This window comes from Thiosocius teredinicola, from assembly GCF_002009425.1.
In the GTDB taxonomy this organism is placed as follows: Bacteria; Pseudomonadota; Gammaproteobacteria; order Chromatiales; family Chromatiaceae; genus Thiosocius; species Thiosocius teredinicola.
Genome location: NZ_CP019936.1, coordinates 3,580,711 through 3,604,237, shown reverse-complemented (window position 1 = coordinate 3,604,237; position 23,527 = coordinate 3,580,711). Strand labels below are relative to the sequence as shown.

Below are 23,527 nucleotides of genomic sequence, written 5' to 3'. Positions count from 1 at the left end.
GGTCGGCTTAAGACTGGCTGGTCAGGCTTGCCGACGATGACCTGTATCACCGGCCGTGTCCGGCGGATGCTCAGTACCGCCGTGCGGCCTCGCGGAGCCTGAAATGAGAAAGCGTTTTGTGTTGTTGTTCGGTGCCTGGGCGATGCTTGCACCGTTCGTTGTGTCGGCAGCCAACGATCCCGTGATGACGCAGATTGAAGAACTCCAACGTCAGTGGGCGATCGTCAACTACCAGACAGGCGATGCTGACAAGCAGGCTGCTTTCGAGCAGCTCGTGGCACAGGCGGAAAAACTCACCACGGACAATCCGCTGCGCGCAGAGCCCAAGGTTTGGGAAGCGATCATTCGCGCAGGGCTGGCCGGAGCGATGGGCGGACTGTCGTCGCTGTTTAATGCCATGCCGCAGATGGAGCAAGGACGTGACCTGTTGCTGGCGGCAGAAGGCATCGACCCGACCGTGCTGAACGGTTCCGTGTACACGACCCTGGGTAGCTTCTACTACATGGTGCCCGGCGGCCTTTTGGGTTACGGCGACGACGACAAGGCGCAGGCTTACCTGGAAAAGGCGTTGCAGATCGCACCCGACGATATGGACGCGAATTACTTCATGGGCGACTACTGGCGGGACCAAGGCAAGCCGGAACTGGCCAAACCCTATTTTGAAAAGGTGCTCACCCTGCCGGATGTGGCCGGCCGACCGGTGTATTCGCAAGGCCGAAAGGCCGAAGCAACAGCCAAGCTCGCCGAGGTGAACGCCAAGCTCGGCTGATGGAGACGGGATACCTATCTGGGATGTAGGTGACGGACAACGGTTTGCCGACCACCAGTCTGTGACCTGCTGATTGACGTCCGCCTCCGTGCGGACGTTTTTTTTGTGCAGCTTATTTGACCTTCATGCCCGGCTGCGCGCCGTCATCCGGGTGCAATACGAAAAGATCTTTGCCGCCGGGGCCGGCCGCCAGCACCATGCCTTCGGAGACACCGAATTTCATCTTGCGCGGTGCCAGGTTGGCGACCATCACGGTCAGCTTGCCTTCGAGATCTTCCGGTTTGTAGGCCGACTTGATACCGGCGAATACATTGCGCGTCTCGCCACCCAGGTCGAGCGTCAGGCGCAGCAGTTTGTCGGCACCCTCGACATGTTCGGCCTTGGCGATGCGCACGATGCGCAGGTCGACCTTGGCAAAGTCGGCAAACTCGATCGTCTCGGCGATCGGGTCTTTGGCCAGCTGGCTGTCGGTCGATGGTTTGGCCGCCGTGGTCTTGGCCTCGGCCGCGAGGTCTTCTTTCGAATCTTCGATCATGGCCGCGATCTTGTCTTTTTCGACACGCGTCATCAGCGGTTTGAACTTGTCGATGGCGTGGTTGAGCAGCGGCTCAGCCTGCGAATGCCAGTTCATCGGTTCGACATTCAAAAAGGCCTCGGCCTGTTCCGCCATCTGCGGCAGTACGGGTTTCAGATAGCCGAGCAACACGCGGAACAGGTTGATGCCGAGCGAACAGACGGCGTGCAGTTCGGCGTCGCGTCCTTCCTCTTTGGCGATGACCCACGGCGCTTTCTCATCGATGTACTGGTTGGCCAGGTCGGCGAGTGCCATGATCTCGCGGATCGCGCGGCCGAACTCGCGCTTTTCGTACAGGTCGGCAATCTCGTCACCGGCCTTGGTGAAGGTGTTGTACAACTCGGGCTGGTCGAGCGTGCCGTTGAGTTTGCCGTCGAAGCGTTTCTTGATGAACCCGGCACAACGGCTGGCGATGTTGACGACCTTGCCGACCAGATCGGCGTTCACGCGCGCCGCGAAGTCTTCGAGGTTCAGGTCGAGGTCATCGACCTTCGAGCTCAACTTCGCGGCGAAGTAATAACGCAGGTATTCCGGGTTGAGATGTTTCAGGTAGGTGCGCGCCTTGATGAAGGTGCCACGCGACTTCGACATCTTTGCGCCGTCGACCGTCAGGAAGCCGTGCGCATACACGCCGCTGGGTTTGCGGAAACCGGCGCCATGCAACATCGCCGGCCAGAACAGTGCGTGGAAGTAGATGATGTCCTTGCCGATGAAATGGTACAGCTCGGCGGTCGAGTCGGCGTTCCAGTACGCGTCGAAGTCGACGCCGGTCTTGTCGCAGAAATTGCGGAAGCTCGCCATGTAGCCGATCGGTGCGTCCAGCCAGACGTAGAAGTACTTGCCCTCTGCATCCGGGATCTCGAAACCGAAGTAGGGCGCGTCGCGCGAGATGTCCCAATCGTTGAGCCCGGCCTCGAACCACTCGTTGAGCTTGTTGGCGACCTCGGCCTGTACGTGGCCTGCCTTGTGCCAGTCCTTCAGAATCTTTTCGAAGTCACCGAGCTTGAAGAACAGGTGCTCGGAGTCCTTCTCGATCGGCGTGGCACCCGATACGGCCGACACCGGGTTTTTCAACTCGGTCGGCGAATAGGTGGCGCCGCAGACCTCGCAGTTGTCGCCGTACTGATCCTCGGCGCCGCACTTCGGGCAGGTGCCCTTGATGAAGCGGTCCGGCAGGAACATCTTGGCCTCGGGGTCGTAGGCCTGCGAGATGGTGCGCCGGGCAATATGGCCGGCATCGCGATTGCGCTCGTAGATGGTCGTCGCGCACACCCGGTTTTCTTCCGAATGCGTCGAATGGTAGTTGTCGAAACCGATCGCGAAACCGGCGAAGTCTTCGGTGTGTTCCTGCCACACGCGATCGATCAGCGCTTCGGGCTCGATGCCCTCGGCGCGCGCGCGCAGCATGATCGGCGTGCCGTGGGCGTCGTCGGCGCACACGTAGTAGCACTCGTGGCCGCGCATCTTCTGAAACCGGCTCCAGATATCGGTCTGGATGTACTCCACGAGGTGACCGAGGTGGATCGACCCGTTGGCGTAGGGCAGGGCGCTGGTGATCAGGATTTTGCGTGGGGTGGCCATTTGTGTCCGTTGCTGCGAGGAGATCAGAACCAGAAATTATGTCACGTTGCGTCCATCCGCGGGATTCCAGCACATAGAACGTTATCTGGGTGCGGCCATAGGATCTTAAAGATTAATGTGTCCGTTGCATTTACATTTTGTGGCTGAGAAACAAATTACTATTCCGGATTAAATATTTAAATCATCAACTTATATTTCATGGCACGTTAATTGAATGAACATTTGGCAAATCGTTTTGCTGCGTGCAAAACAGGGAAATGATAGGGAGGTTCCCATATGAAACAGCTTTTGGCTGTCGCTTTGGCGCTGATTTCCAGTGCCTCGTACGCTGTTGAGTTTAAGTTCGACGTTTACGCGCTGGCAAACAGCAGCACGGGCGGTACAGGATTGAACACGGGGCTGTTCTTCAATGCAGGTGATTCGCTCAACGTTTCCGTAGATCCCAACGACATTTGGAGTGCGGGAGCGCTGCCGCGCTGGTCCAACGCTAATGGCCTGGTGGCTGATCTCCTAGCAACGGGTCTTGATGAGTCAGGTCAGCCGGCTGGGACACAGATCGGGACGACATTTTCGTCTTACACCAGCAACGGCCTGACCGCCCCATTTGGCACATTGGTCGGCTCGCTTGGTCCCACTTTCTTTGAGCTTGGCACCGAATACGCCGGTACCGCACCGGACTCGGGTGAGCTATTGCTGTACTACTGGGATTCCAACGCCGCCGATAATGCTGATTTCGTGACGGTTACGGTCGACGACGGCACCACCCCGGCTGCAGGAGAAGTGCCCGCCCCTGGTATTCTGGCGCTCTTCGGCTTAGGTGCGATCGGCATGGCTTGGCAGCGCCGCCGCGCTGGTTGAATCGCGTTTTTCAGTGCCCTGAAAGCCCGCCTCTGGCGGGCTTTTTTGTGCCCTACGTTTTTTGGTGATACCCCGCTTTCTGAAAGGTAGATTGGGGGTACAGGTACAACCATGTATAGAAAACCCGAAAAACTCGATCAGAGTTTGCCGTTTTCTTTCGTGTATTATCCACCGACTTCTCGTATCCCGCCCCGCTTTCAAGCCGACATCGCGTGACGGGGATATGGCAAACACTACGCAGGACAGGACCATGGCAGAACTCACAAGAGAGCAGGTCGAAGAGGCCATCAAAAGTTACGTCGAACCCCACCTGGAAACCGATCTGGTTACCGCAAAGTCGATCAAAGATATTCAGGTCGACGGCGACAAGGTCAAGGTCGACATCTTGCTGGGCTTCCCGGCTAAAGGTGTGCAGGACGAGATCGCCGCGGCGGTCAAGTCGGCGGTTGAATCGGCAGACGGCGTGGCGGCCTGTGACGTGAGTATCTCCTCCAAGGTGGTCGCGCACTCGGTGCAGAAGTCGCTCAAGCCGATAGACAACGTCAAAAACATCATCGCCGTGGCCTCCGGCAAAGGCGGCGTCGGCAAATCGACCACGGCGGTCAATCTGGCGCTGGCGCTGTCTGCTGAGGGCGCGCGAGTCGGTATCCTCGACGCCGATATCTATGGCCCGTCGCAGCCGCGCATGCTCGGCATTACCGGTAAGCCGGAATCGAAAGACGGCAACACGCTCGAGCCGATGATGAGCTACCACCTGCAGGCGATGTCGATCGGTTTCCTGATCGACGAAGAGACGCCGATGATCTGGCGTGGCCCGATGGTCACCCAGGCGCTGGAGCAGCTGCTCAACGACACCAACTGGGACGAGCTGGACTACCTGGTGATCGACCTGCCGCCGGGCACCGGTGACACCCAGCTGACGCTGGCGCAGAAGGTACCCGTGTCCGGTGCGATCGTGGTCACCACGCCACAAGACATCGCGCTGCTCGACGCCCGCAAGGGTTTCAAGATGTTCGAGAAGGTCGAGGTACCGGTGTTGGGCATCGTCGAAAACATGTCGATCCACATCTGCTCGAAGTGCGGTCACGAAGAGCACATCTTCGGTGAAGGCGGCGGGCAGCGCATGGCAGAGCAGTACGGCGTGACCTTCCTTGGCGCCTTGCCGCTGGAGACCCGCATCCGCGAAGAGACCGACGCCGGCAAGCCGACCGTAGTGGCCGAGCCCGAGGCGCGTCCGTCGCAGATCTACCGCGAGATCGCGCGTAAAGCGGCAGCCAAGTTGTCGCGCCAGGCAAAAAGCTACGCCGCCAAGTTCCCGAATATCGTTATTCAGAACAACTGACCCCGGTCGGGTACAAGGCGAGAAAAAGCCCCGCTTCGGCGGGGCTTTTTGTTTTTCTCGGGTGGCAGACGCTTTCAGCGACTTCCTGGCGCGCCGTCGTTGCTGCCTGCGTCTTAAGAATTAAAGAACAAAAACCCTAGGTCGCTACCGTACGCATGGCGCACGAGTGGTTCTGCACGCGTGTTCAATTGTCAAAATTCGTAGCGGGATCAGTCACATGTTGAGCATTCTTTCAACAATCAAAGGAAAACTCGCCGTCGTCATCGGTCTGTTCGTGGCCGTCGCCGTGGTGCAGGCCGTTGTCCTGATGAGCAAGGCGGACGAGGTGAGTGGCAACATCAGCTTCATGCGCGACACGAGCTCGGCCATCGTCAGCAAGTCGTACGAGCTGAAATTGGCCGTCGTGCAGGTTCAGCAGTGGCTGACGGACATCAGTGCTACGCGCGGACTCGACGGGCTCAACGATGGATTCGACCAAGCTGCCACGCACGCAGAGGATGCAGAGCGCCTGATGGATGAGCTGGCTGCACTGTATCCTGCCAAGGCCGATCTGTTCCGCGGGATGCACGACAAGTTCGGCGACTATTATGCGACCGGCAAGCGGATGGCCGAGGCCTACGTGGCGGAAGGCCCACAAGGCGGCAACCAGTTGATGGCTTCCTTCGATGCCGCCGCCGAAGCGATCCAGGCGGATGTTGAAAGCGTCATCGAGATCGCCCGCAACCTGTCTACCGAGAGCCTCGACGATGCGGTGTTGCACGCCCAGCAGGAGAGCAACTGGGTGTTGATCACCTCGATCGTGATCGCTGCATTGGCGCTGGTCGCCGGCGTCTTCCTGCGCGTGGCCGTGCTGCAGCCCATCGCGCATGCTGCTGAACTTGCCCATGAACTCGGCGCCGGTGATGGCGACCTGACGCGTCGCCTCGACGAGTCGCGTGGCGACGAAATGGGGGATGTGGCGCGCGGTATCAACCGGTTTGTCGAAAAGATCCAGACGGCCGTCGTGTCGATGCGTTCCGTGGCGTCGCAGCTGAGCGAGTCGGCCGGGCATCTGACCGGGTTCGCCAAAGACGGAGAGCACAAGGCCAATAACCAGCTTACCGAGACCGAGGCCGTTGCGGCGGCGATGACCGAACTGCGCGCCAGTGCCGACGAGATCGCCAACACCGCGGGCGAAACGGCTGGGTTCACGCAGTCAGCCGGGGAGCAGACCTCGGTCGGCAACAAGTCGGTGCAGCGGGCGGTCGGCGTGATTCGCTCCTTGGAATCGGAGATCGGTCGCGCCCAGGGCGTGATCAACGAACTGGGTGAAGAGAGCAACAGTATCGGCTCGGTACTCGAAGTGATCCGCGGGATCTCGGAGCAGACCAACCTGCTGGCATTGAACGCGGCGATCGAAGCGGCGCGCGCCGGTGAGCAGGGCCGGGGTTTTGCCGTCGTTGCCGACGAAGTGCGCACACTGGCGAGTCGTACTCAGCAGTCGACGGAAGAGATCCAGGCGATGATAACGAAGCTGCAGACACGCGCCGGCGAGTCTGTGAAGGTGATGGCCGGCAGTCGCGATATGGCGACGGAGAGCGTCAGCGAAGTCGAGAACGCACAGAATGTTCTGGTATCGATCCAGGACGGTGTCGACGGCATTCAGAATATGACGCACCGCATTGCCGCGGCCGCGCAGGAACAGAGCCAGGTTTCGGGCGACATGGACCGCAACGTGGTGCAGATTGCCGATCTTGCGCGCGACACGGCGTCGAGCGCCGGGACCATTTCGGCGGCCAGCAGTCAGCTCGACACGTTGGCACGTGAGATCAACAACCTGATTGGCGGCTTCAAGACCGGCTGACCGGCTCGCCCGTTCTGCGGGTCAGGGCGTCTCGAGCGCCGGTAGCGACTTGAGGAATTTCGCCATGGCAGTGCGATCGTCCGGCGTCAGTTTGGAGGTCGTGTTGTCGATTACCTCAGACATCGCACCGCCGGTGTAATCGCCATCGGGCAACTCGCCGGATTGCAGGAACCACTTAAGGTCGTCGGTATCCCATTTGCCGATGCCGTTGCTGCGGTCCGGTGTGATGTTCGGGACCTTCTCGCCGTCAGGTCCGTCCGGATTGCCGGCGAGGTAGTACGAACGATCGGCGACACCGGCCCAATCGCGTGACGTATGACACTCTCCGCAGTGACCGAGCGCATCGACCAGGTAGCGACCGCGCGCAAGTTGCGCATCGTCGGGTGCAGCGGGCGGTTCTTCCTCAAACCACCATTGCCAGGGTGTCATCATCCACCGACCCAGCCACCACGCCGTGTCGTGCTCGCGGTTCGCGCGCTGTTGAGGCTCGCGCTGCATCAGGTAGTCATAGATGGCGCCGGCGTCTTCGTCGGTCATCAACTGGTAAGACGGGTAAGGAAACACCGGAAAGTACGGATCGCCCCGTGGCGAAGTGCCGTGCTTCAGCGCTTCGATGAACTGCTCTTTCGACCAGTTGCCGATGCCGGTCTGTTCGTCCGGCGAGATGTTCGGTGAATAGAAGGTGCCGTAGGGTGTTTCGAACGCGCGCCCCCCGGCGAGTTCCGGCCCATCTTCGCTTGTGTGACAGGCGAGACAGCCGGCGGCGTTGAACAGGTACTCGCCGTCGGTTGCGGCATGGGCCACACCGATCAGGCTGCTGACAACGATGGCCGCCGGCAGGTTGCGCATTTAGTGTTCTTCCTCCTTACGGAAGTCTTCGTGACAGCCCTTGCACGCTTGTCCGACATCCTTGAAGGCGGCAGCAATCTTGGCTTCGTCGCCCGAGTCGACGGTCGCCGCCAGCGTGGCCGTTGCCTGTTTGGCTTTATCCGCTGCCTGTTGGAATTTGTCCCATTCTTTCCAGATCTCTTCTTTCGCTTCGGTCTCGCCGAAATCCGAACCTTCCGGGAACATACTGGCGATGTCGCTGCTCAGTTCAGCAAGCGACTTGGCGTGCATCTGCAGGTGCCCTTCGGGCGAAACCTTGCCGCGCACGATCTGGCTCATCGCGCCGGAGTGACCGGCCATTGCTTTCATCATGGCCTCGCGGTACTTGATGAAGTCCTCCGGTTCTTGGGCGTGGGCGAGGGTCGCGCCGCCGAGGGTGGCAGCGAGTATTAACGACAGGGTTGCTTTCATGGTTGGCTCTTTGGCGGTGTGAACGACGGATCGAAACGTAACATTTAGGGCAATGCAGGCTGTGAACCCTGGCACGTATCCGGCCAGGCCGCGCCGATTGTAATGCAGTGGCGCGCCCGGTATTCGACTGCGCGATCTGCGGCTTGTTCCGTACTCGGTTCAGGTCCCCCTGGAACAACCACATGTAGCTGCGGTACGGTTTGCATTGCCAAGTGTCGATGATCCAGTCGTGAAACAGCGTGAGTGTCCCTATGCCCAACACTGCCTTCATCACGGGTACCAGCTCCGGTCTCGGCTATGCCCTGGCCAATCGTCTGATCGAAGAAGGACATGAAGTCTATGGTTGCAGTCGGCGCGGCTGTCATCCGCCCGACATGATCGATTGCCGACTCGATCTGACCGCGTTCGACGAGGTACCGTCCGCGCTCGGTGAATTGCTGTCGAATGCCGAGCGACTTGACCTGGTGGTGCTCAATGCCGGCGTTCTCGGCGATATCCGCGATATGACGGCCACATCTGTCGACGCCTTAAACCGTGTCATGGAGGTGAACGTATGGGCCAACAAGGTGGTGCTCGATGCCTTGCATGCCATCGCTATACCGATCGGGCAGATCGTCGCCATTTCCTCCGGTGCGGCGGTACTGGGTAATCGTGGCTGGAGCGGATATTCGCTGTCGAAAGCGGCATTGAACATGCTCATGAAGCTCTATGCCCACGAGTTTCCGCAAACCCATCTTTGTGCGCTCGCGCCGGGCATCATCGACACGGCGATGATGGACTACCTGTGTGATACCGCTGATGCCGAGCAGTTTCCGGCCTTGCAGCGGCTGCGCGATGCACGCGGCACCGAACGCATGCCGAATGCGGCGCAGGCGGCCGAACGCGTGTTGTCGGTTTTATCGTCGTTGCGCGACTATCCGAGCGGGAGCTTTGTCGACATCCGCGCGATTCTCGAACCGCAGGAATACGCGAGACTGTTCGGCAAACCGCCTTCGGCCGATTGAGGTCGCGACCTTTTCCGTCAGCGCAAACGGCGCACTTGTGACAACTCAGAAGAAACCCTTGGGCAACTCGAAACGTTCGTTGACATCACGGTTGCGCACGGTGAACGACTCCCAGGTGGTTTGGTAGCCGTTGAGCCGGAGCCGGACGGTGTATTCACCCGGCGGCAGGCGCATGCCCGGTTCGTAGTCGCCCACGCCGCGTATCCAGATCTGTGCACCCGGAGGAGAGCTGCGCAGATTGACTGCATAGGTGCCGGGCACCTGCTCTTCCAACTCGGTAGGGCTGGGCAACGACGAGCGGGTGTCGACGCTCGACCGCGGAGGCGGCGTGCGTTGTGTCGTCTCTTGTTGTTCCACTTCGGGCAGTGGCAGGGGGTCGACTGCTGGTTCATCGATCTGGATGCTTCTGACCAATTGCACCGGAAGCTTCAGGTCGGCCTCGCCAAGGTGAACCACTTGTTGCTGTGGTTGAAACCCAGGGCTCGATACCTCGATCTCGTAGCGACCGGGAGGCAACTGCATACCGGGTGTGTATGCGCGGTCGAGGCCGATGATATTGACATTGGCATCGGCTGGCTCGCTGATGATCGTCAACGCGTAGGTTTCACCTTGTACCAGCGCAGGCTCGACAACCTGTTTGGTCGGTTCGATCAATAGGATCAGACCAAGCAGTGCAAAGCCGCCCAGCAGGGCGAGTGCCGGCAGCCAGCTGCGCCGGCGCACGATCGCTGCGTCGCCTTTGATGCGCCGGTTATCGGCGACCGCCACAGGCGGCACGCTCGCGACCTGTTCGAGCACATCGTCGTCGTGGTCGCGAATCGCCAGCCTGCCGAGCGCGATACCCTTGGCAAACTCGATGCGACCGGGAAGCTCGCCTTGCGCCGAGTCCGATTCCCACACCTGGATCTTGCCAACGGAAACACTGCCTTTGACACTGCCGCCACCGGTGTCGAGCGCCCGAATCACGCCGCCGCGCAGTTCGGCGACCGCCGCCTGCAGTCGGAAATCCAGGCGCAGAACCAGTTCGATCGCGCCCGCATCGACGCCGCCGACGGTGATCTCAAGGCGCGGTTTGTGTGTCGATGAAAACTTGTACTCGCCCAGCGGTACCTGCACCGACCGGTCGGCAGGGTATTTTTCCAGGTCGGTGTAGCGGTGCAGCTCGCGACACTTGTTCAAGGCGCCCGCCAACACGTCGGTGAGCTTGATGCTGAATAACTCGGGCAGCTTCTCTTCGACCTTCTCCCAAACCGCGGTCCATTCCGCACCGCCGACCGTCTCTTCGATATGGTCCCTGGTTTCCTGGGTGGTGCCGACGTGCTGCACCCGTTCGACCATCAACGGCGGCGGCAGGCGTATCGCGCCGAACATCAGGTCTGCAACATCAGTGTTTTGGAATTCAGGCATGCTCGTCCTCGTTCGTCGTGTCGAGCGGTGGGCTTTGCTCACCCGAGTCGTTGACCACGGTGATCCGAATGTCGGGTGTCTGCGGTTCGGTCTGGTTCAATGTCATGATCGGTGGCGCGCCCTGCGGCACGGCGGTGACATGGATTTCAGCCGGTGCGGGTGCAGGGCGCAACAGGCGATACAACAATACCGCGCTGCCCAACAGGGCAAGCGGTACCCACCAGAACGGCAACCAGGATGGCTGGCCGTCGTCCTCATCGAAATCTGCAACCGGCGGCACGACGTCGCTTGCCACACGTATTTCGACCGGGTTGCTTTCAAACGTCTGGCCGTCGATGACGGTGGCCAGATGCGCACGGTACAGACCTTCGTCGAGATAGCTGTGTTGCACCACGGACTGTGTCCCGTTGAGGGCCGCCATTGCGTTGTCGCCGAGATACAGGGTGTACTCATGGTCGGCCGCCAGTGATGGCAGTTCCGCGGTGAACTGTACGACCTGCTGTGGCGAAGCGCGCAGCTGATCGGCGTTTAGTGCGAGCCGCGGAGGTGCAACGGTGAGGTGTGCGGTGACCGTATCGCGACGACCGTCGTCGAGGCGTGCGCTCAGTTCGATCAGATGGTCGCCGGGGGCGAGGGCAGTGGTGTCGATGGCGAGCTGCGGTTCGGTCGAGACACGGCCGGTGGGTGACTGCCAGTTGAACGAAACCGTGTGTTCCGGCGGTATGTGCGATTCATCGCGGAAAACCGCCGGTTCACCCCACGGCACAGTCTGGCGTTGCGGGTTGATCGTCGCCATGAAGTCCTGACTGGGCGGCAATATCTCCAGGCGCGCCTGCGCTCTGCTGCTCAGGCCGTTGGTATTGGTGACGGTGACGTCGACCGTGTGTTCGCCGGGCGGCAGGTTGCGCGTATCGATGTAAAAACTCGCACGATTGCTGCGTGCACCCTGCGGCCCTTCCCACTGCCAACGGAGTTCGCGTTCTTCGGCTTGGCCGATGAATCGGGCCGGTTCGCCCTGGCGCACCGCGCGGGTTTCCGGTTCGATACGCACGCTCGGGGCCGTGCGCCGCGCCAGGATCTCCAGGTTGGCGGTGGCCTTGACCTGGTTGCCGCGCGCATCCAGCACAAGCAGGTTGATGTCGTAGAGTCCGGGTTCGAGTTCGTCGGTGCGCGGCTCGTACGTCGGAGCCGTCGAACGCTGGTCGCCGACACCGCGCCATTCGTAACGCCGGATCGATGCCGAACCGCTGCCGGGGACTGCGGTGAATATGGCGCCGGCGCCTGGGTACACCGACACCATGCGCGGTGAAATCTCGATCTGCGGGGCTTCGGTTGAAGCCACTTCGATGACCATGGGGTTGCTGGTCAGCACCGGCTCATCGGGGCCGAGGTTGGCCTGTACGCTGACGGTGTAGCTGCCGGGCTGGTCGAACCTACGCTGGTAGCGCCGCGGATGCGGGGCGCCGGGATCCTGCTTGTGGTTGACGCTGAAGTAATACAGCACCGCGCGGTCGCCTACATTGCCGAGTTGGGCGGTAAACATCACGGTCTCGCCCATCGTGATACGCGTGCGATCGGCATACAGGCGCAATTTGCTTCGAAGCGGAGCCGGTGCGACCTGTATCTGCGCAGGCGCACGGGTGGCGGATTCGAGCGGCGTCACGTCGACTGACTGGCCCAGCGCCAGCGGGCTCATCATCAAGATCAGACACAGTCCAATCCAAGAGCACCTGATTTTTGTTGCCACGTCTCTCACGACGCCCACCATCTGCGGAGTTTCTCCGGTTATCTGTCGTATCGCCTGTCTTCCCTGGCGACTTTAATTGTAGGGGTTGTTCTTTGATGTTGGTCGCACTGGAAGGTTCAGCAGCGCTTTCCTGACCGGCAACAAGCCTTCCCCTGCCGACTTGCGGTATGCTACGGCGCAGCCGTTGTGCGCCTTGCTGCGACTTGGCAGGCCGTGACACCGGCGGCGAATCGTTCGCAATAAGCAAAAAAATTTTCGCTCGTCGCGAGCGCTGTTTACCAAAGAAGAGTAATGGGGGAAGAACCATGAGTGACTACCTGTCCGACGTCCAACGTTATGACGCAGGTGCCGACGCCGACGTCGTGCAGAAGATCGTCAAGCACCTGGGTATCGCTTTGCAAAGCAAGGACGCCTCGCTGGTGTCGTGTTCCGACAAGTCGGAACTGGATCGTGTTCGCGAAAAGTGGTGCATGAAAAAACTCGGTGAAAGCGACGGCAGCGCGGCTGACGGTGTGGTTGCCAAGGTCTGCGAAACCATGAAGGGCGACCGCCAGAAACAACGTGTGACCTTCTACTACCTGGTCGCCAAGGAAATGGGCAAGCTCGGCGACCTCTGAGGACGCCAATTGCCGTAGCAGTGCCCCGGCAGCACGTCGGGGCATGATTTAAAATCCTAACGTCGAGCCTACGCGGTTCAGAATCGCTCCTCTTGGGCCGGTCATCCGGCAGGTTCACGGCATTTGGCGCACAGGGCGAAGCTGTCGCAATGTCATTTCCTCTCCGAATCTCAGTGCAATTCAGGCATCTGCGCATGTTGCCGTGGTTCTGCCTGTGGCTGATCGGCATGCTTCCGGCGGGGCCGGCGTACGCGGCCGACGAGCTGCAGACCGTCACGGTCGCCACACGCGCGGTACCGCCGTTTGCCTACCGCGGCGAGTCGGGCGAGTGGCAGGGCATCGCGATCGAACTATGGGAACGGGTCGCGGCAGAGCTGAAACTGCGCAGTGAATACCGCGAGGTGAGCCTCAGGGACATGCTCGGTGCGGTCGAGACCGGGACGATGGACGTTGCCGTCGGCGCGCTGTCGGTGACGCCGGAGCGCGAGATCACGTTCGATTTCACTCATCCCTTCTATCACACGGGTCTGGGCATCGCGGTGCCCATGGAAGAGTCGTCCGGTTGGCTGCCTGTGTTGCGTAGCCTGACATCGCCGCAGTTCCTCGGCGTGGTCGGCAGCCTGTTGACCTTGCTGGCGATCGTCGGTGCGGTGGTGTGGTTTCTCGAGCGGCGTCGCAACCCGCAGTTTCCGAGTGATCCGGTAAAAGGCATCGGTGCCGGTCTGTGGTGGTCGAGTGTCACCATGACCACGGTGGGATACGGCGACAAGGCGCCGACCAGCTTCGGCGGTCGGTTCGTCGCACTGATCTGGATGTTCGTCAGCGTGGTGTTGATTTCAACGATAACCGCAAGCCTGACGACCTCGCTGACCCTCGGCGCACTGTCGGGCAAGGTGTCTTCGGAAGCGGATCTGGCCAACGTGCGTACCGCGACCGTGGTCGGATCGACCAGCGAGCGCCGGATGCAACGTAACGGCGTGCCCGCCAAGGCGTACGACGATCTGGGCGCAGCGCTGTCTGCGCTCGACGCCGGCGATGTCGACGCGGTCGTGTACGACAAGCCGCTGCTGCTGTATCGCGTGCGCACCGGCTACGCAGGCAAGCTGTACGTGCTCGAGCTGGATTTCGAACCGCAGGACTATGCGATAGCGCTACCCACCGGCAGCCGCTGGCGCGAACCGGTCAACCGGCTGTTGCTCGAATTCACCCGTGGAGATGCGTGGGAGCAGCTGCTGCGCCGGCACCTCGGGGGTTGAAAGGCATCCGCCGGCGATAGCGATTAGTTAAGAGAAAAAGAATATGCAGCTTATTAGTTCTTCGGCCCGACGGATTGTTTGGGCCGCGTTATGGATCTTGTTGACGCAGCCGTTCGCGATGTCGGCGAGCGCAGCCGAAACGGTCGAGGTCGTTACTGTCGAGCGCAAGCCCTTTGCGATGAACGTGGATGGCGTGCTGACCGGGTTCAGCATCGATCTGTTGCAGGCGCTGGCCGCCCAACTCGGGTGGGAGGCGCACGTATCGGCGGTGCCGTCGTTCGGCAAGATGCTGGAGAGCGTCGACGGCGGTGGTGTGGATCTCGCCGTGGGCAATATTTCGATCACGGCGGAACGCGAGAACCAGTTCGATTTCTCTCACCCGGTGTTCGACGCCGGGTTGCAGATACTGATCCCGCAGGAAGGCACCGGTGGCGGCGTACTCTCTGCCTTGTTCACCTGGGAGATGGCGGCATGGATTCTGGGTGCCGTACTCGTGATCTTCGTCATTGCGAACCTGATGTGGTGGTTCGAACGTCGACGGGCCCCTTACTTTCAGCGCAGTTATCGTGAAGGACTCTGGCCATCGTTCTGGTACACGATGCACGTGATGATCAGTGGCGGTTTCGAAGAACATGTACCGCGCAGCCTGCCGGCGCGCGTGCTGGGCATCGCCTTGGTGGTCGGCAGTCTGTTCCTGGTGTCGGCGTTTGTCGCCAAGATTACGTCGACGATGACGGTCAACGAGCTGCGGGCCGATATCGAGTCGTACACCGATCTGTATGGCAAGAAGGTCGGCACCACGGCCAACTCGACGGCAGCGGCGTTTCTGCAGCTCAAAGGCATCCGCTATCAGGCTTACGACAACATCGACGATCTGTTCGACGGTCTTAAACGCGGCAAGCTCGATGCCGTGGTGCACGATGCGCCGATCCTGCGCTACTACGCGGCGGACGAGGGCAGGGGTACGACCCGTGTCGTCGGTGAACCGTTCAAGCGCGAGAAGTACGGCATCCTGTTTCCGCAAGGCAGTGGACGGGTCGAAGTCGTGAATCGCGCGCTGTTGAGTCTGCGCGAGAACGGCACCTATGACGAAATCTATCAACGCTGGTTCGGACGCACCGGTTCGGGTCTGTAGGCCGCATCGCGATTCGCCACCGCCCATATCGCCCGCCGCCATCGGTTGATGCCTTGGCGGTTTGCGCCAAAATTCGTGTCTTATTTATTCCCATGTCAATGGCAAGGTACTTGCGTCGAATGACCAAACCTTGATTCAAGCCTCGCATCGTGCGCCGAACTGCTCCACATTGGTGCGATCAGCCGTCCGGCCGGTAAGGTTTGGAGCAGGGAACCGGTCTACCGCCTGCAATTGCGATTGCAGGCTGAGATTTTTCAATCTTTGGGGATAACGATGCACGAAAGCGACGTATCGCAGTTCACCGGCGGCCTGGAAGCCCACGGTCTGTACAACTTGAACGAGATCTTCTGGAATCTTCCAACGCCTGCGCTGTACGAACAATCACTGTTGCGTCGAGAAGGGTCGCTATCCCACCTCGGTCCACTGGTGGTGCGGACCGGGCACCACACCGGTCGTTCGGCCAACGACAAGTTCATCGTCGACGAAGCCGAGAGCCATGACCAGATCTGGTGGGGCACGATCAACAAGCCTATTCCGGAAAACAACTTCGACATCCTGCATCAGCGTATGGCCTCGTACCTGCAGATGAAGGACGTCTTTGTGCAGGACTGCTTCGCCGGTGCAGATGCCGACTATCGCATGCCGATCAGGATCATCACCGAGTACGCCTGGCACAGCCTGTTCGCGCGCAATATGTTCATCCAGGCGAGTCCGGAAGAACTGAAACATCACGAGCCCTACTTTACGGTGATCAACTCGCCGCGCTTCCACGCTATCCCCAGCCAGGACCAAACGCGCAGCGAAACCTTTATCCTGGTCAACTTCCATCAACGCCTGGTCCTGATCGGCGGCACCAGCTACGCGGGCGAGATCAAGAAATCCATCTTCTCAGTGATGAACTATCTGCTGCCGGGTAAAGGGGTGTTGCCGATGCACTGTTCGGCCAACATTGGCAAGGATGGTAAGACGGCGCTGTTCTTCGGTCTCAGCGGTACCGGCAAGACCACCTTGTCGGCCGACGCATCGCGCACCCTGATCGGTGACGACGAACACGGTTGGAGTGACAACGGCATCTTCAATTTCGAAGGCGGCTGCTATGCCAAGATGATCAAGCTGTCGCCCGAGAACGAGCCGGAGATCCACAGCACGACGCAGCGTTTCGGCACGGTGCTGGAGAATGTCACCCTGTCGTCGGATGATCGCCATCTCGACCTCGACGATGGAACGTTGACCGAGAATACACGCGGCGCCTACCACATCAGTGCGATCCCGAATGCCACCCTCGATGGCCGCGGTGGTCACCCCGAGAACATCATCTTCCTGACCTGCGATGCCTTCGGTGTGCTGCCGCCGGTGTCCAAACTGACCCCGGAGCAGGCGATGTACCACTTCATCTCCGGTTATACCGCGCGAGTCGCAGGCACCGAGAAAGGCGTGACCGAACCCTCACCGGTGTTCAGCGCCTGTTACGGGGCACCGTTCATGCCGCTGCACCCGCGGCGCTATGCCGAATTGCTCGGCGAACGCATCACCAAGCACGGTGCACGGGTCTGGTTGATCAATACCGGTTGGGTCGGCGGGCCTTACGGCGTCGGCGAGAGGGTTGCGATTCCGCACACGCGCGCTATGGTGAACGCAGCGCTCGACGGCAAGCTGGATGAGCTGCCCACATGGCGCGATCCGGTGTTCGGTTTCGAGGTGCCGGAAAGCTGCCCGGGCGTGCCGGACGAGATCCTGAACCCCAAGTCGAGCTGGAGCGATCCATCAGCTTACGACGCGCAGGCCAGGAAGCTCGCCGGAATGTTTGCCGAGAATTTCCGCACCTTCAGCGACGAAGTCACCGAAGACATCCGTGCTGCCGGCCCGCAAACCGGCTAGCTGCCACCGAACCGGAGGCTGTCGATATGACCGAATCGAAAAACGTAAACGGTCACTACTATCCGCAGTTCGACACTGGGTGGGGCAGTTTCGCCGAGGAACTGTTCCACTATACGTCGCGATATTATTTTGCCACCGAGGCGTTCTTGCGCAGCCTGGTGCACGACAACAGCTTTGTGATGAGCGGTTACAAAGCCGCGCGGCTCAGTAGCGAGCAACGTGATCTGCTGGCGGCCGTGTTGTCCTGTGCGCCCGACGAGGCCTCGGCCGCTGTCGTGATCAGCATTGTCGAAAAGGTGCAGCGCAAAGATCCGTCGATCGATGCCGAGGCACTTGAGCAGTACGGCGACCGGCTCAACTGCGAACACCAAAATGAAGCGGCCGATCGGCGCACGCATGCAACGGTACAGCAAGACGTGTCGTCGCTGGATCCGTTTCTCAATCTGGCAGAGCGATTGCAGATACCGGTTGCCGTTTGCGACCACCATGTGGATGTTTCGCTGCACGCCCTGGCGGAGCATCTGCAATCGCCCAACTCGGCATTACGCACCAATCTGCATAACGCGATTATCGGTCTGCATAGCGCGGGCTATGTGTTACGCAATCATCCGAACCTTACGCACTCGGAGGCGCGTGACATCTCAGATGACGGCGTGATTTGAAGCGGCGAGCAGGTCGTGTGTCAGGCCTTGGCGGCCAACACGCTGCCGGTGGCGATCATCACGCTGCCCGATGCGCGATTCAACACGGTCTTGGCGCGCGGTGTCTGAAACAGGCGTCGCGCGCTCGACGCGGCGTAGGCATAGCCGAGCATGGTTGCGCCGAGCACCAGTGATACGACCACCGCGATTACGGTAACGTCGGTAGCGGTCAAGGACGACAGGTCGACGAAGGCAGGCAGAAAGCCGAGATAGAACAAGATCACCTTCGGGTTGCCGAGGGTGATGAACAGCCCATTGGTGAAGCTGGCCTTGGCAGACGCGGTCGCCTGATTCGACGCTTCAGGGTCGCTTGGCTCACTGCGCCACAGTTTGATTCCCAGCCAGATCAGATAGACGGCGCCGAGCCACTTCACGATGGTGAACAGTCCGCCCATCCATTCGGCGAGAGCGCCGAGGCCGAAGACGGCCGCCATCAGAAACAGCAGGTCGCCGGTCACGATGCCCAACGCCACCATCGCAGCACGCGAAAAGCCGGAGGCGAGCGCGGTCGCTACGGTGGCGAATACACCGGGTCCGGGCGTGAGGGCCAATGCGAACATGGCACCGGCGAAAAGGGCAGCGGTCAGCAGTGTCATAAGGATTCACCGTTTCTTGCCAAGCCGACGGGAGTCGGCACAGGCTTGAACAAGCAAGATACACCGCTGGTGCCGATAGACCAACAACATCGCTCATACCCCTTTGGCTGTGTCCTCGATCCCTGTTGTCGCCGGTGCTGGTGTCTGCGCAGGCGCGGAGCGCTGCCGGCAGCGATCATGCGGGGAAGACAAGGTGCTTGAGTGGCGTCTTTTGGGGCGGTGATGTTGCCCGCTGCAGTTGAATCAACCAGCGGCTAAAAGCTGTGCGTCACCATCACGCAGTATTGCGTTGTTCGAAACGCCTGAGTTCGTCCAACAAGGTGCCCATGTCGTCATAGCCGTCGATGTCGATCACGCGGCCGCTGCGCAGCACCACCATGGCCTTGTCGTCTTCGGTATCGATGCGCACGACAGAGTGGCGCGGAATGGTCAGTACGCCATCCATGCTGTGCTCGATGATCGCATCGTCAGTGACTTCGATGGACTGATCGCCGGCATAGATCCGCCACGCCTTGCGATACGCAATCGCGTTCTTGATCATCAGGTACGCTGGAATACCGGTGATCAGCGCCGCCGGCACCGCAAACACCGGTGAGACGTAAAACGCGAATCCGGTGATGGCCACGCTGATGGCGATGATCAGCACGAACAACGTCGTCGAAGGGCTGTTGCCTGTGGAGATGGATCTTTTGCTCAAGGAGTGGCGCATACACCTCCAATCATAACCAAGGGCAGCGAGGTTTACGCCACCTTTCGAGTGATTGAGGAAGTTAGCGCCTGCGAACGGAGCCAAGCGTCATCCGCTGCCGACGCCGTTTGCGCCCGGGATCGCTTGCGTCGCCCGTTTCACATCAAGATGCGGCGGTCATTGTCGGTCGCGGTTCGCCAGCGCTGCCAGCACGCCGTCCCAAAACTCGATGCGTGCGAGCACGGCCTGTTCTGCCGCAGCCACGGCATTGTGAACACGTTGTTCATCGTTATCACAAAGACCGTTCAATAACCGTAGCGACAAAGGCGCGTGAAAGTCTTCGTCCAGGTGTATGTGGCGATTCAGATAGGCGTGGAAGATCGGCGCCTGCTTTTCATCGACGCCGGTGTTCTCAAGGATCGCGCGGAACATGCAGGGAATGATGTGTTCACGGCCGAGCGCGAGCGCGGCTGCAGCGATATGCGGTTCGCCGGAACGAATGAAACTGAAGGTAGTTGCAGTAAAACGCCGCGATGGTTCGGGAATCGCATCCGACGCCAGCGCAGCGGGCAGGCCTGAGGTTGCCACAAGTTCGACAAAACGGCGTACCGGTGCCGTGTCCGCACCGATCTCTTCCATGGCCGACAGGTAGAGAACGAAATGGCTCGAGAAACCGCCATCGACCGGGTGCTCGTCGGTTTCCTCTTCGAGTACCAGTTCGTTGATGAAGCGTTGCACGTCGGCATCGCCGCCCGGCACCCAGGGGTAGTTGGTCGGCGCCACGACCGACTGCAGGTACTTGATCAGCGACATGAAATCCCAGACGGAATAGACATGGTGCTGCATGAAGCACTGCAGGTCTTCGAGGGTGGCGACGGCGGCATACACCGGGTGGTTTTCGAGTCTTTGGCGGAAGTCGGCGACGATTTCGCTGGTGATGGCTGATGGCATGGCGGTGATACTTCTGTGCGTTGACGAATATTGGGGTGTCGGCGTCATTGTCTCCTCGGCGCGACGCCACCGGCCAGCAAAAATACTGCGATCGCAGGCGCGAAAAAAGCCGCGGATTGCGGTGTTTCCGGCGTCCGGTCGCGGCTGCGGCCGGTAAATCGCCTGCGTGGTGTACACTTTGCGCCGCGACGCCGATGGGAGGCCAAATCGACATGAGACTCTGCGACAGCGACATTATCGACGCACTGAATGCCGGTCGGATCAGTGTCGAACCGCGTCCGGACGACCGTTCGGTCAGTGGTGTCAGCATCGATCTGCGCCTTGGTCATCGCTTTCGCGTGTTCAGTTCGCACACCATTCCCTTCATCGACCTTTCCGGCAGCCGCGAGCAGGTCAACCAAGCGGTGGAGAAGGTGATGGGCGATGAAATCTACATCAGCGAGCAGGACACCTTCGTGCTGCACCCGGGAGAGCTGGCGCTCGGCATCACCTTGGAATCGCTTACCCTGCCGGATGACCTGGTCGGCTGGCTGGATGGTCGCTCGAGCCTGGCGCGGCTCGGCCTGATGGTGCATGTAACCGCGCACCGCATCGATCCGGGCTGGAGCGGCAACATCGTGCTGGAGTTTTTCAACTCCGGAAAACTGCCGCTGGCTTTGCGCCCCGGCATGGCGATCGGCGCGATGAGTTTTGAGTCGATGACCGGTCCGGCGCAACGTCCCTATACCAAGCGGCTTGATGCCAAGTACCGTGGCCAGAGCGGTCCGGTCGCAAGTCGGATCAGCGAGGATCGCTCGGAGTCGGGCTGAGCGTTTCCAACTGCATATCGATCGAGTTGCCTTCCCAGCGTTGCGAAACACGTAGCGGCAGTGCTGCGGTCGACGTATCGAACCACAGTTCGCGCGTTATGGCAGGGTCCGGCCCGCTGCGTCGGATCACGATCGCCTGAGTGCTGCCCAGCGGGGTTTCCAGCGTTTCTCGTCGTATCACTTCGAGCAGGTTGTCTTCCGTCACCTCAGGCGACGCGATTTTCAATTGCATGCTGCCTTCGCCGGCCAGGGCGAGCTGCCTGGCAGCCAGCAGGTAGCTAAGCTGATCCTGGGTGCCGGCAGCGAGGCCGACCCGGCGGAAGGCGTCGCCGCTCTTGATGTGCATGCCGCCATCGTCCCAATCGAATTCCAGATTGACCGCCTTGACCGCTTGATCGCGCATGACGCTGTAGTGAAAGCGCTGTGGCATGACACTGCCTTGCACGAATCCGCCCTCGCTGATCTCGAGGATCTCTTCGTTCTCCGCGATAGTGCTCATCTGACCGGCCGGAACGGTGAGTGCTTCGATCCGGTAGTGGCCGGCGGCGTCGACGGTGACGATAAACAACGCGTTGCCGACCCACATATCGTTGAAGGTCAGCCGGTAGGTCACCTCGGAGGATAGCGGTGCCGGCGGGCGTTGTTGTGGCTCGTCGCTACAGGCGGCGAGCAGCACGCCGATGACGGTCGCGAGAAGCCATCTCGTTCGTTTCAGCATTGTACCGGGGCCGTGATGGGTGAGCCGTGCAACCAGACGGTGTGGTCGCGCAGTTGCAGCGTACCCTCGGCGAACCAGTTGACCACCTGCGGCAACAGCTCGTGTTCGCGTTGCAGCACGCGTTCGGCCAGCACCGATTCGCTATCGTCCGCCCGCACAGCGACGCGAACCTGCGCGACAACCGGGCCGCCATCGAGTTCGTCGGTGACGAAATGCACGCTGGCGCCATGCTCGCTGACCCCGGCCTCGAGCGCACGCCGATGGGTATGCAGCCCCTGAAATGCCGGCAACAAAGACGGGTGGATGTTGATCATGCGTCCGGCATAGTGATTGACGAAGTCTGACGTCAGGATGCGCATAAAGCCCGCCAGCACGACCAGACCGGGTTCGAAGCTGTCGATTTCCCTGGCCAGGGCCTCGTCGAACGCCGCGCGGTCGGCGAACTGCGTATGTTCGATGACCCGGGTCGGGATGTGCGCATCGTTCGCGCGTGCCAGCCCGGCGGCGTCGCTGCGGTTGCTGATCACGCCGCGGATCACGAAACGGCCATCCTGCTGCGCGGCGTCGATCAACGCCTGCAGGTTACTGCCGTTGCCCGAGATCAATACGACGATGGGTAACTTACCATCGGCTTGGGTCATGAGTTGTTGGAGGCGCCCCTGTAGCGAACGCAGGGCGTCTCGCAGTCACAACGGGTGATTTCACCGATGCGGAACACCGTTTCGCCTTGCTCCTCGAGGATGCCCACGGCTTTCTCTACCGACGCCTCGGGCACACAAACCACCATGCCGATTCCGCAGTTGAAGGTCCGCAGCATCTCGGCATCGTCGATTTTGCCTGACTTCTGCAGCCATTCGAAAACCGCCGGCAGCTTCCAGCTATCGCGATGGATCATTGCGCAGCTGTGGGTCGGCAACACGCGTGGCAGGTTCTCAGTGAGACCGCCGCCGGTGATATGCGCGAACGCATGTACGTCGACCTTGGCCAGCAGCGCGAGCAGCGCTTTCACATAGATGCGGGTGGGAGCCAGCAGGGCTTCGCCGAGCGGTTTGCCGTCCAGCGTCTCATTGAGATCGGCGCCGCTGACTTCGATCACCTTGCGGATCAACGAATAGCCGTTGGAGTGCGGCCCCGAGGATGCCAGGCCCAGCAGCGCATCGCCGACCGCGACGCGATCGGGTTGCAGGATGCGTGATTTTTCGACGATGCCGACCGCGAAGCCCGCCAGGTCGTAGTCGCCTTCGGCGTACATCCCCGGCATCTCGGCCGTCTCGCCGCCGGTCAGCGCACAACCGGCCTGCTCGCAGCCGCGCGCGATACCGCTGACCACATCGGCTGCGGTATCCACGTCCAGTTTGCCGGTGGCGTAGTAGTCGAGGAAGAACAGTGGTTCGGCACCGGCCACAACGATGTCGTTGACGCACATCGCCACCAGGTCGATGCCGATCGTGTCGTGCTTGCCCAACTGCATAGCCAGTTTGAGCTTGGTGCCGACGCCGTCGGTGCCCGAGACCAGCACCGGTTCCTTGTAGCGGTCGACCGGCAGTTCGAACAGCGCGCCGAATCCGCCGATACTCGAAAGTACCCCCGGTCTGAAGGTGTTCTTGACGATCGGCTTGATGCGCTCGACCAGCGCATTGCCGGCGTCGATATCGACACCCGCCTGGGCGTAGCTGAGACCGTCGTTCGGCGGGGTGGGGGAATGGTCGCTCAAGGGGGGGCTCCGCGCTGCAACTGCAAAACGCGCATTTTAC

General features: G+C 60.7%; 22 protein-coding genes. 11 read left to right on the top strand and 11 right to left on the bottom strand.

The window, feature by feature from the left end; translation table 11 throughout:
• Window positions 1-103 precede the first annotated feature (103 nt).
• Window positions 104-769, top strand: coding sequence for a hypothetical protein (locus tag B1781_RS17050; RefSeq protein ID WP_078120811.1), 666 nt, complete (start codon window positions 104-106; stop codon window positions 767-769).
• 112 nt (window positions 770-881) lie between these two features.
• Here the strand turns inward: B1781_RS17050 and metG are convergent, their stop codons facing one another.
• Complete coding sequence (metG, locus tag B1781_RS17045; RefSeq protein ID WP_078120810.1) at window positions 882-2,924, bottom strand: methionine--tRNA ligase; 2,043 nt, start codon at window positions 2,922-2,924, stop codon at window positions 882-884.
• 276 nt (window positions 2,925-3,200) lie between these two features.
• On the opposite strand from metG, the gene B1781_RS17040 reads away from it, so the two are divergent.
• From B1781_RS17040 to B1781_RS17030, 3 genes are all read left to right on the top strand, one after another.
• Window positions 3,201-3,782 (top strand): PEP-CTERM sorting domain-containing protein, encoded by a 582-nt coding sequence (locus B1781_RS17040; protein ID WP_078120809.1) that lies wholly within the window; start codon window positions 3,201-3,203, stop codon window positions 3,780-3,782.
• Between the two features lie 223 nt (window positions 3,783-4,005).
• The gene (gene apbC, locus B1781_RS17035) at window positions 4,006-5,124 is read left to right on the top strand and encodes an iron-sulfur cluster carrier protein ApbC (RefSeq protein ID WP_078120808.1); all 1,119 of its coding nucleotides are present in this window, start codon (window positions 4,006-4,008) and stop codon (window positions 5,122-5,124) included.
• A 217-nt stretch (window positions 5,125-5,341) separates the two neighbouring features.
• Window positions 5,342-6,967 (top strand): methyl-accepting chemotaxis protein, encoded by a 1,626-nt coding sequence (locus B1781_RS17030; protein WP_078120807.1) that lies wholly within the window; start codon window positions 5,342-5,344, stop codon window positions 6,965-6,967.
• Between the two features lie 21 nt (window positions 6,968-6,988).
• On the opposite strand, the gene B1781_RS17025 is transcribed toward B1781_RS17030, so the two are convergent.
• Both B1781_RS17025 and B1781_RS17020 read right to left on the bottom strand, forming a co-directional pair.
• Entirely contained in the window at window positions 6,989-7,816 is an 828-nt protein-coding gene (locus tag B1781_RS17025; RefSeq protein ID WP_078120806.1) for a c-type cytochrome, read from the bottom strand.
• Window positions 7,817-8,266, bottom strand: a complete 450-nt coding sequence (locus tag B1781_RS17020; RefSeq protein WP_078120805.1) for a c-type cytochrome — start codon at window positions 8,264-8,266, stop codon at window positions 7,817-7,819.
• A 251-nt stretch (window positions 8,267-8,517) separates the two neighbouring features.
• On the opposite strand from B1781_RS17020, the gene B1781_RS17015 reads away from it, so the two are divergent.
• The gene (locus tag B1781_RS17015) at window positions 8,518-9,270 is read left to right on the top strand and encodes an SDR family NAD(P)-dependent oxidoreductase (RefSeq protein ID WP_078120804.1); all 753 of its coding nucleotides are present in this window, start codon (window positions 8,518-8,520) and stop codon (window positions 9,268-9,270) included.
• Between the two features lie 45 nt (window positions 9,271-9,315).
• Here the strand turns inward: B1781_RS17015 and B1781_RS17010 are convergent, their stop codons facing one another.
• Window positions 9,316-10,677 (bottom strand): PEGA domain-containing protein, encoded by a 1,362-nt coding sequence (locus tag B1781_RS17010; protein ID WP_078120803.1) that lies wholly within the window; start codon window positions 10,675-10,677, stop codon window positions 9,316-9,318.
• Window positions 10,670-12,376: a PKD domain-containing protein gene (locus B1781_RS17005; protein WP_078120802.1), complete on the bottom strand. Its 1,707-nt coding sequence runs from the start codon at window positions 12,374-12,376 to the stop codon at window positions 10,670-10,672. The genes B1781_RS17010 and B1781_RS17005 overlap by 8 nt, the downstream gene beginning before the upstream one ends.
• Before the next feature lie 353 nt (window positions 12,377-12,729).
• On the opposite strand from B1781_RS17005, the gene B1781_RS17000 reads away from it, so the two are divergent.
• From B1781_RS17000 to B1781_RS16980, 5 genes are all read left to right on the top strand, one after another.
• Complete coding sequence (locus B1781_RS17000) at window positions 12,730-13,041, top strand: DUF2853 family protein (protein ID WP_078120801.1); 312 nt, start codon at window positions 12,730-12,732, stop codon at window positions 13,039-13,041.
• Between the two features lie 149 nt (window positions 13,042-13,190).
• Complete coding sequence (locus B1781_RS16995) at window positions 13,191-14,297, top strand: transporter substrate-binding domain-containing protein (RefSeq protein WP_078120800.1); 1,107 nt, start codon at window positions 13,191-13,193, stop codon at window positions 14,295-14,297.
• A 118-nt stretch (window positions 14,298-14,415) separates the two neighbouring features.
• Window positions 14,416-15,432 carry a transporter substrate-binding domain-containing protein gene (locus tag B1781_RS16990; protein ID WP_125932290.1) on the top strand — a complete coding sequence of 339 codons (1,017 nt, stop codon included), beginning with the start codon at window positions 14,416-14,418 and terminating at the stop codon, window positions 15,430-15,432.
• A 273-nt stretch (window positions 15,433-15,705) separates the two neighbouring features.
• The gene (gene pckA / locus B1781_RS16985) at window positions 15,706-17,310 is read left to right on the top strand and encodes a phosphoenolpyruvate carboxykinase (ATP) (protein WP_078120798.1); all 1,605 of its coding nucleotides are present in this window, start codon (window positions 15,706-15,708) and stop codon (window positions 17,308-17,310) included.
• Between the two features lie 26 nt (window positions 17,311-17,336).
• Complete coding sequence (locus tag B1781_RS16980) at window positions 17,337-17,972, top strand: hypothetical protein (protein WP_078120797.1); 636 nt, start codon at window positions 17,337-17,339, stop codon at window positions 17,970-17,972.
• Between the two features lie 20 nt (window positions 17,973-17,992).
• Here B1781_RS16980 and B1781_RS16975 read toward each other — a convergent pair whose 3' ends face one another.
• From B1781_RS16975 to B1781_RS16965, 3 genes are all read right to left on the bottom strand, one after another.
• Window positions 17,993-18,607: a LysE family translocator gene (locus tag B1781_RS16975; RefSeq protein ID WP_078120796.1), complete on the bottom strand. Its 615-nt coding sequence runs from the start codon at window positions 18,605-18,607 to the stop codon at window positions 17,993-17,995.
• 274 nt (window positions 18,608-18,881) lie between these two features.
• Entirely contained in the window at window positions 18,882-19,304 is a 423-nt protein-coding gene (locus tag B1781_RS16970) for a hypothetical protein (RefSeq protein ID WP_125932145.1), read from the bottom strand.
• 168 nt (window positions 19,305-19,472) lie between these two features.
• Window positions 19,473-20,246 (bottom strand): DUF3050 domain-containing protein, encoded by a 774-nt coding sequence (locus B1781_RS16965; protein ID WP_078120794.1) that lies wholly within the window; start codon window positions 20,244-20,246, stop codon window positions 19,473-19,475.
• Window positions 20,247-20,458: 212 nt separating this feature from the next.
• Here B1781_RS16965 and dcd point away from each other — a divergent pair, with 212 nt between their 5' ends.
• Complete coding sequence (dcd, locus tag B1781_RS16960; RefSeq protein ID WP_078120793.1) at window positions 20,459-21,055, top strand: dCTP deaminase; 597 nt, start codon at window positions 20,459-20,461, stop codon at window positions 21,053-21,055.
• Here the strand turns inward: dcd and B1781_RS16955 are convergent.
• The 3 genes from B1781_RS16955 to purM are packed head-to-tail and all read right to left on the bottom strand — an operon-like array spanning window position 21,027 to window position 23,487.
• The gene (locus B1781_RS16955; protein ID WP_078120792.1) at window positions 21,027-21,773 is read right to left on the bottom strand and encodes a DUF3108 domain-containing protein; all 747 of its coding nucleotides are present in this window, start codon (window positions 21,771-21,773) and stop codon (window positions 21,027-21,029) included. The two genes, dcd and B1781_RS16955, sit on opposite strands and share 29 nt — an antisense overlap.
• On the bottom strand, window positions 21,767-22,414 hold the full coding sequence (gene purN / locus B1781_RS16950; RefSeq protein ID WP_078120791.1) for a phosphoribosylglycinamide formyltransferase: 648 nt from the start codon (window positions 22,412-22,414) through the stop codon (window positions 21,767-21,769). The genes B1781_RS16955 and purN overlap by 7 nt, the downstream gene beginning before the upstream one ends.
• Window positions 22,411-23,487: a phosphoribosylformylglycinamidine cyclo-ligase gene (gene purM / locus B1781_RS16945; protein WP_078120790.1), complete on the bottom strand. Its 1,077-nt coding sequence runs from the start codon at window positions 23,485-23,487 to the stop codon at window positions 22,411-22,413. Before purM ends, purN begins: the two co-directional genes overlap by 4 nt.
• Window positions 23,488-23,527: the final 40 nt, after the last annotated feature.

Excerpts from the sequence above, each read along its gene's own strand:
- B1781_RS16955 (WP_078120792.1), bottom strand. The coding sequence starts at position 21,773 with ATGCTGAAACGAACGAGATGGCTTCTCGCGACCGTCATCGGCGTGCTG.
- apbC (WP_078120808.1), top strand. The coding sequence starts at position 4,006 with ATGGCAAACACTACGCAGGACAGGACCATGGCAGAACTCACAAGAGAG.
- B1781_RS17040 (WP_078120809.1), top strand. The coding sequence starts at position 3,201 with ATGAAACAGCTTTTGGCTGTCGCTTTGGCGCTGATTTCCAGTGCCTCG.
- B1781_RS17025 (WP_078120806.1), bottom strand. The coding sequence starts at position 7,816 with ATGCGCAACCTGCCGGCGGCCATCGTTGTCAGCAGCCTGATCGGTGTG.
- B1781_RS17010 (WP_078120803.1), bottom strand. The coding sequence starts at position 10,677 with ATGCCTGAATTCCAAAACACTGATGTTGCAGACCTGATGTTCGGCGCG.
- B1781_RS16965 (WP_078120794.1), bottom strand. The coding sequence starts at position 20,246 with ATGCCATCAGCCATCACCAGCGAAATCGTCGCCGACTTCCGCCAAAGA.
- B1781_RS17030 (WP_078120807.1), top strand. The coding sequence starts at position 5,342 with ATGTTGAGCATTCTTTCAACAATCAAAGGAAAACTCGCCGTCGTCATC.
- B1781_RS16980 (WP_078120797.1), top strand. The coding sequence starts at position 17,337 with ATGACCGAATCGAAAAACGTAAACGGTCACTACTATCCGCAGTTCGAC.
- B1781_RS16990 (WP_125932290.1), top strand. The coding sequence starts at position 14,416 with ATGTCGGCGAGCGCAGCCGAAACGGTCGAGGTCGTTACTGTCGAGCGC.
- purN (WP_078120791.1), bottom strand. The coding sequence starts at position 22,414 with ATGACCCAAGCCGATGGTAAGTTACCCATCGTCGTATTGATCTCGGGC.
- B1781_RS16975 (WP_078120796.1), bottom strand. The coding sequence starts at position 18,607 with ATGACACTGCTGACCGCTGCCCTTTTCGCCGGTGCCATGTTCGCATTG.
- B1781_RS17005 (WP_078120802.1), bottom strand. The coding sequence starts at position 12,376 with ATGATGAGCCCGCTGGCGCTGGGCCAGTCAGTCGACGTGACGCCGCTC.
- dcd (WP_078120793.1), top strand. The coding sequence starts at position 20,459 with ATGAGACTCTGCGACAGCGACATTATCGACGCACTGAATGCCGGTCGG.
- B1781_RS17050 (WP_078120811.1), top strand. The coding sequence starts at position 104 with ATGAGAAAGCGTTTTGTGTTGTTGTTCGGTGCCTGGGCGATGCTTGCA.
- B1781_RS16995 (WP_078120800.1), top strand. The coding sequence starts at position 13,191 with ATGTCATTTCCTCTCCGAATCTCAGTGCAATTCAGGCATCTGCGCATG.
- pckA (WP_078120798.1), top strand. The coding sequence starts at position 15,706 with ATGCACGAAAGCGACGTATCGCAGTTCACCGGCGGCCTGGAAGCCCAC.
- B1781_RS17000 (WP_078120801.1), top strand. The coding sequence starts at position 12,730 with ATGAGTGACTACCTGTCCGACGTCCAACGTTATGACGCAGGTGCCGAC.
- metG (WP_078120810.1), bottom strand. The coding sequence starts at position 2,924 with ATGGCCACCCCACGCAAAATCCTGATCACCAGCGCCCTGCCCTACGCC.
- B1781_RS17020 (WP_078120805.1), bottom strand. The coding sequence starts at position 8,266 with ATGAAAGCAACCCTGTCGTTAATACTCGCTGCCACCCTCGGCGGCGCG.
- B1781_RS17015 (WP_078120804.1), top strand. The coding sequence starts at position 8,518 with ATGCCCAACACTGCCTTCATCACGGGTACCAGCTCCGGTCTCGGCTAT.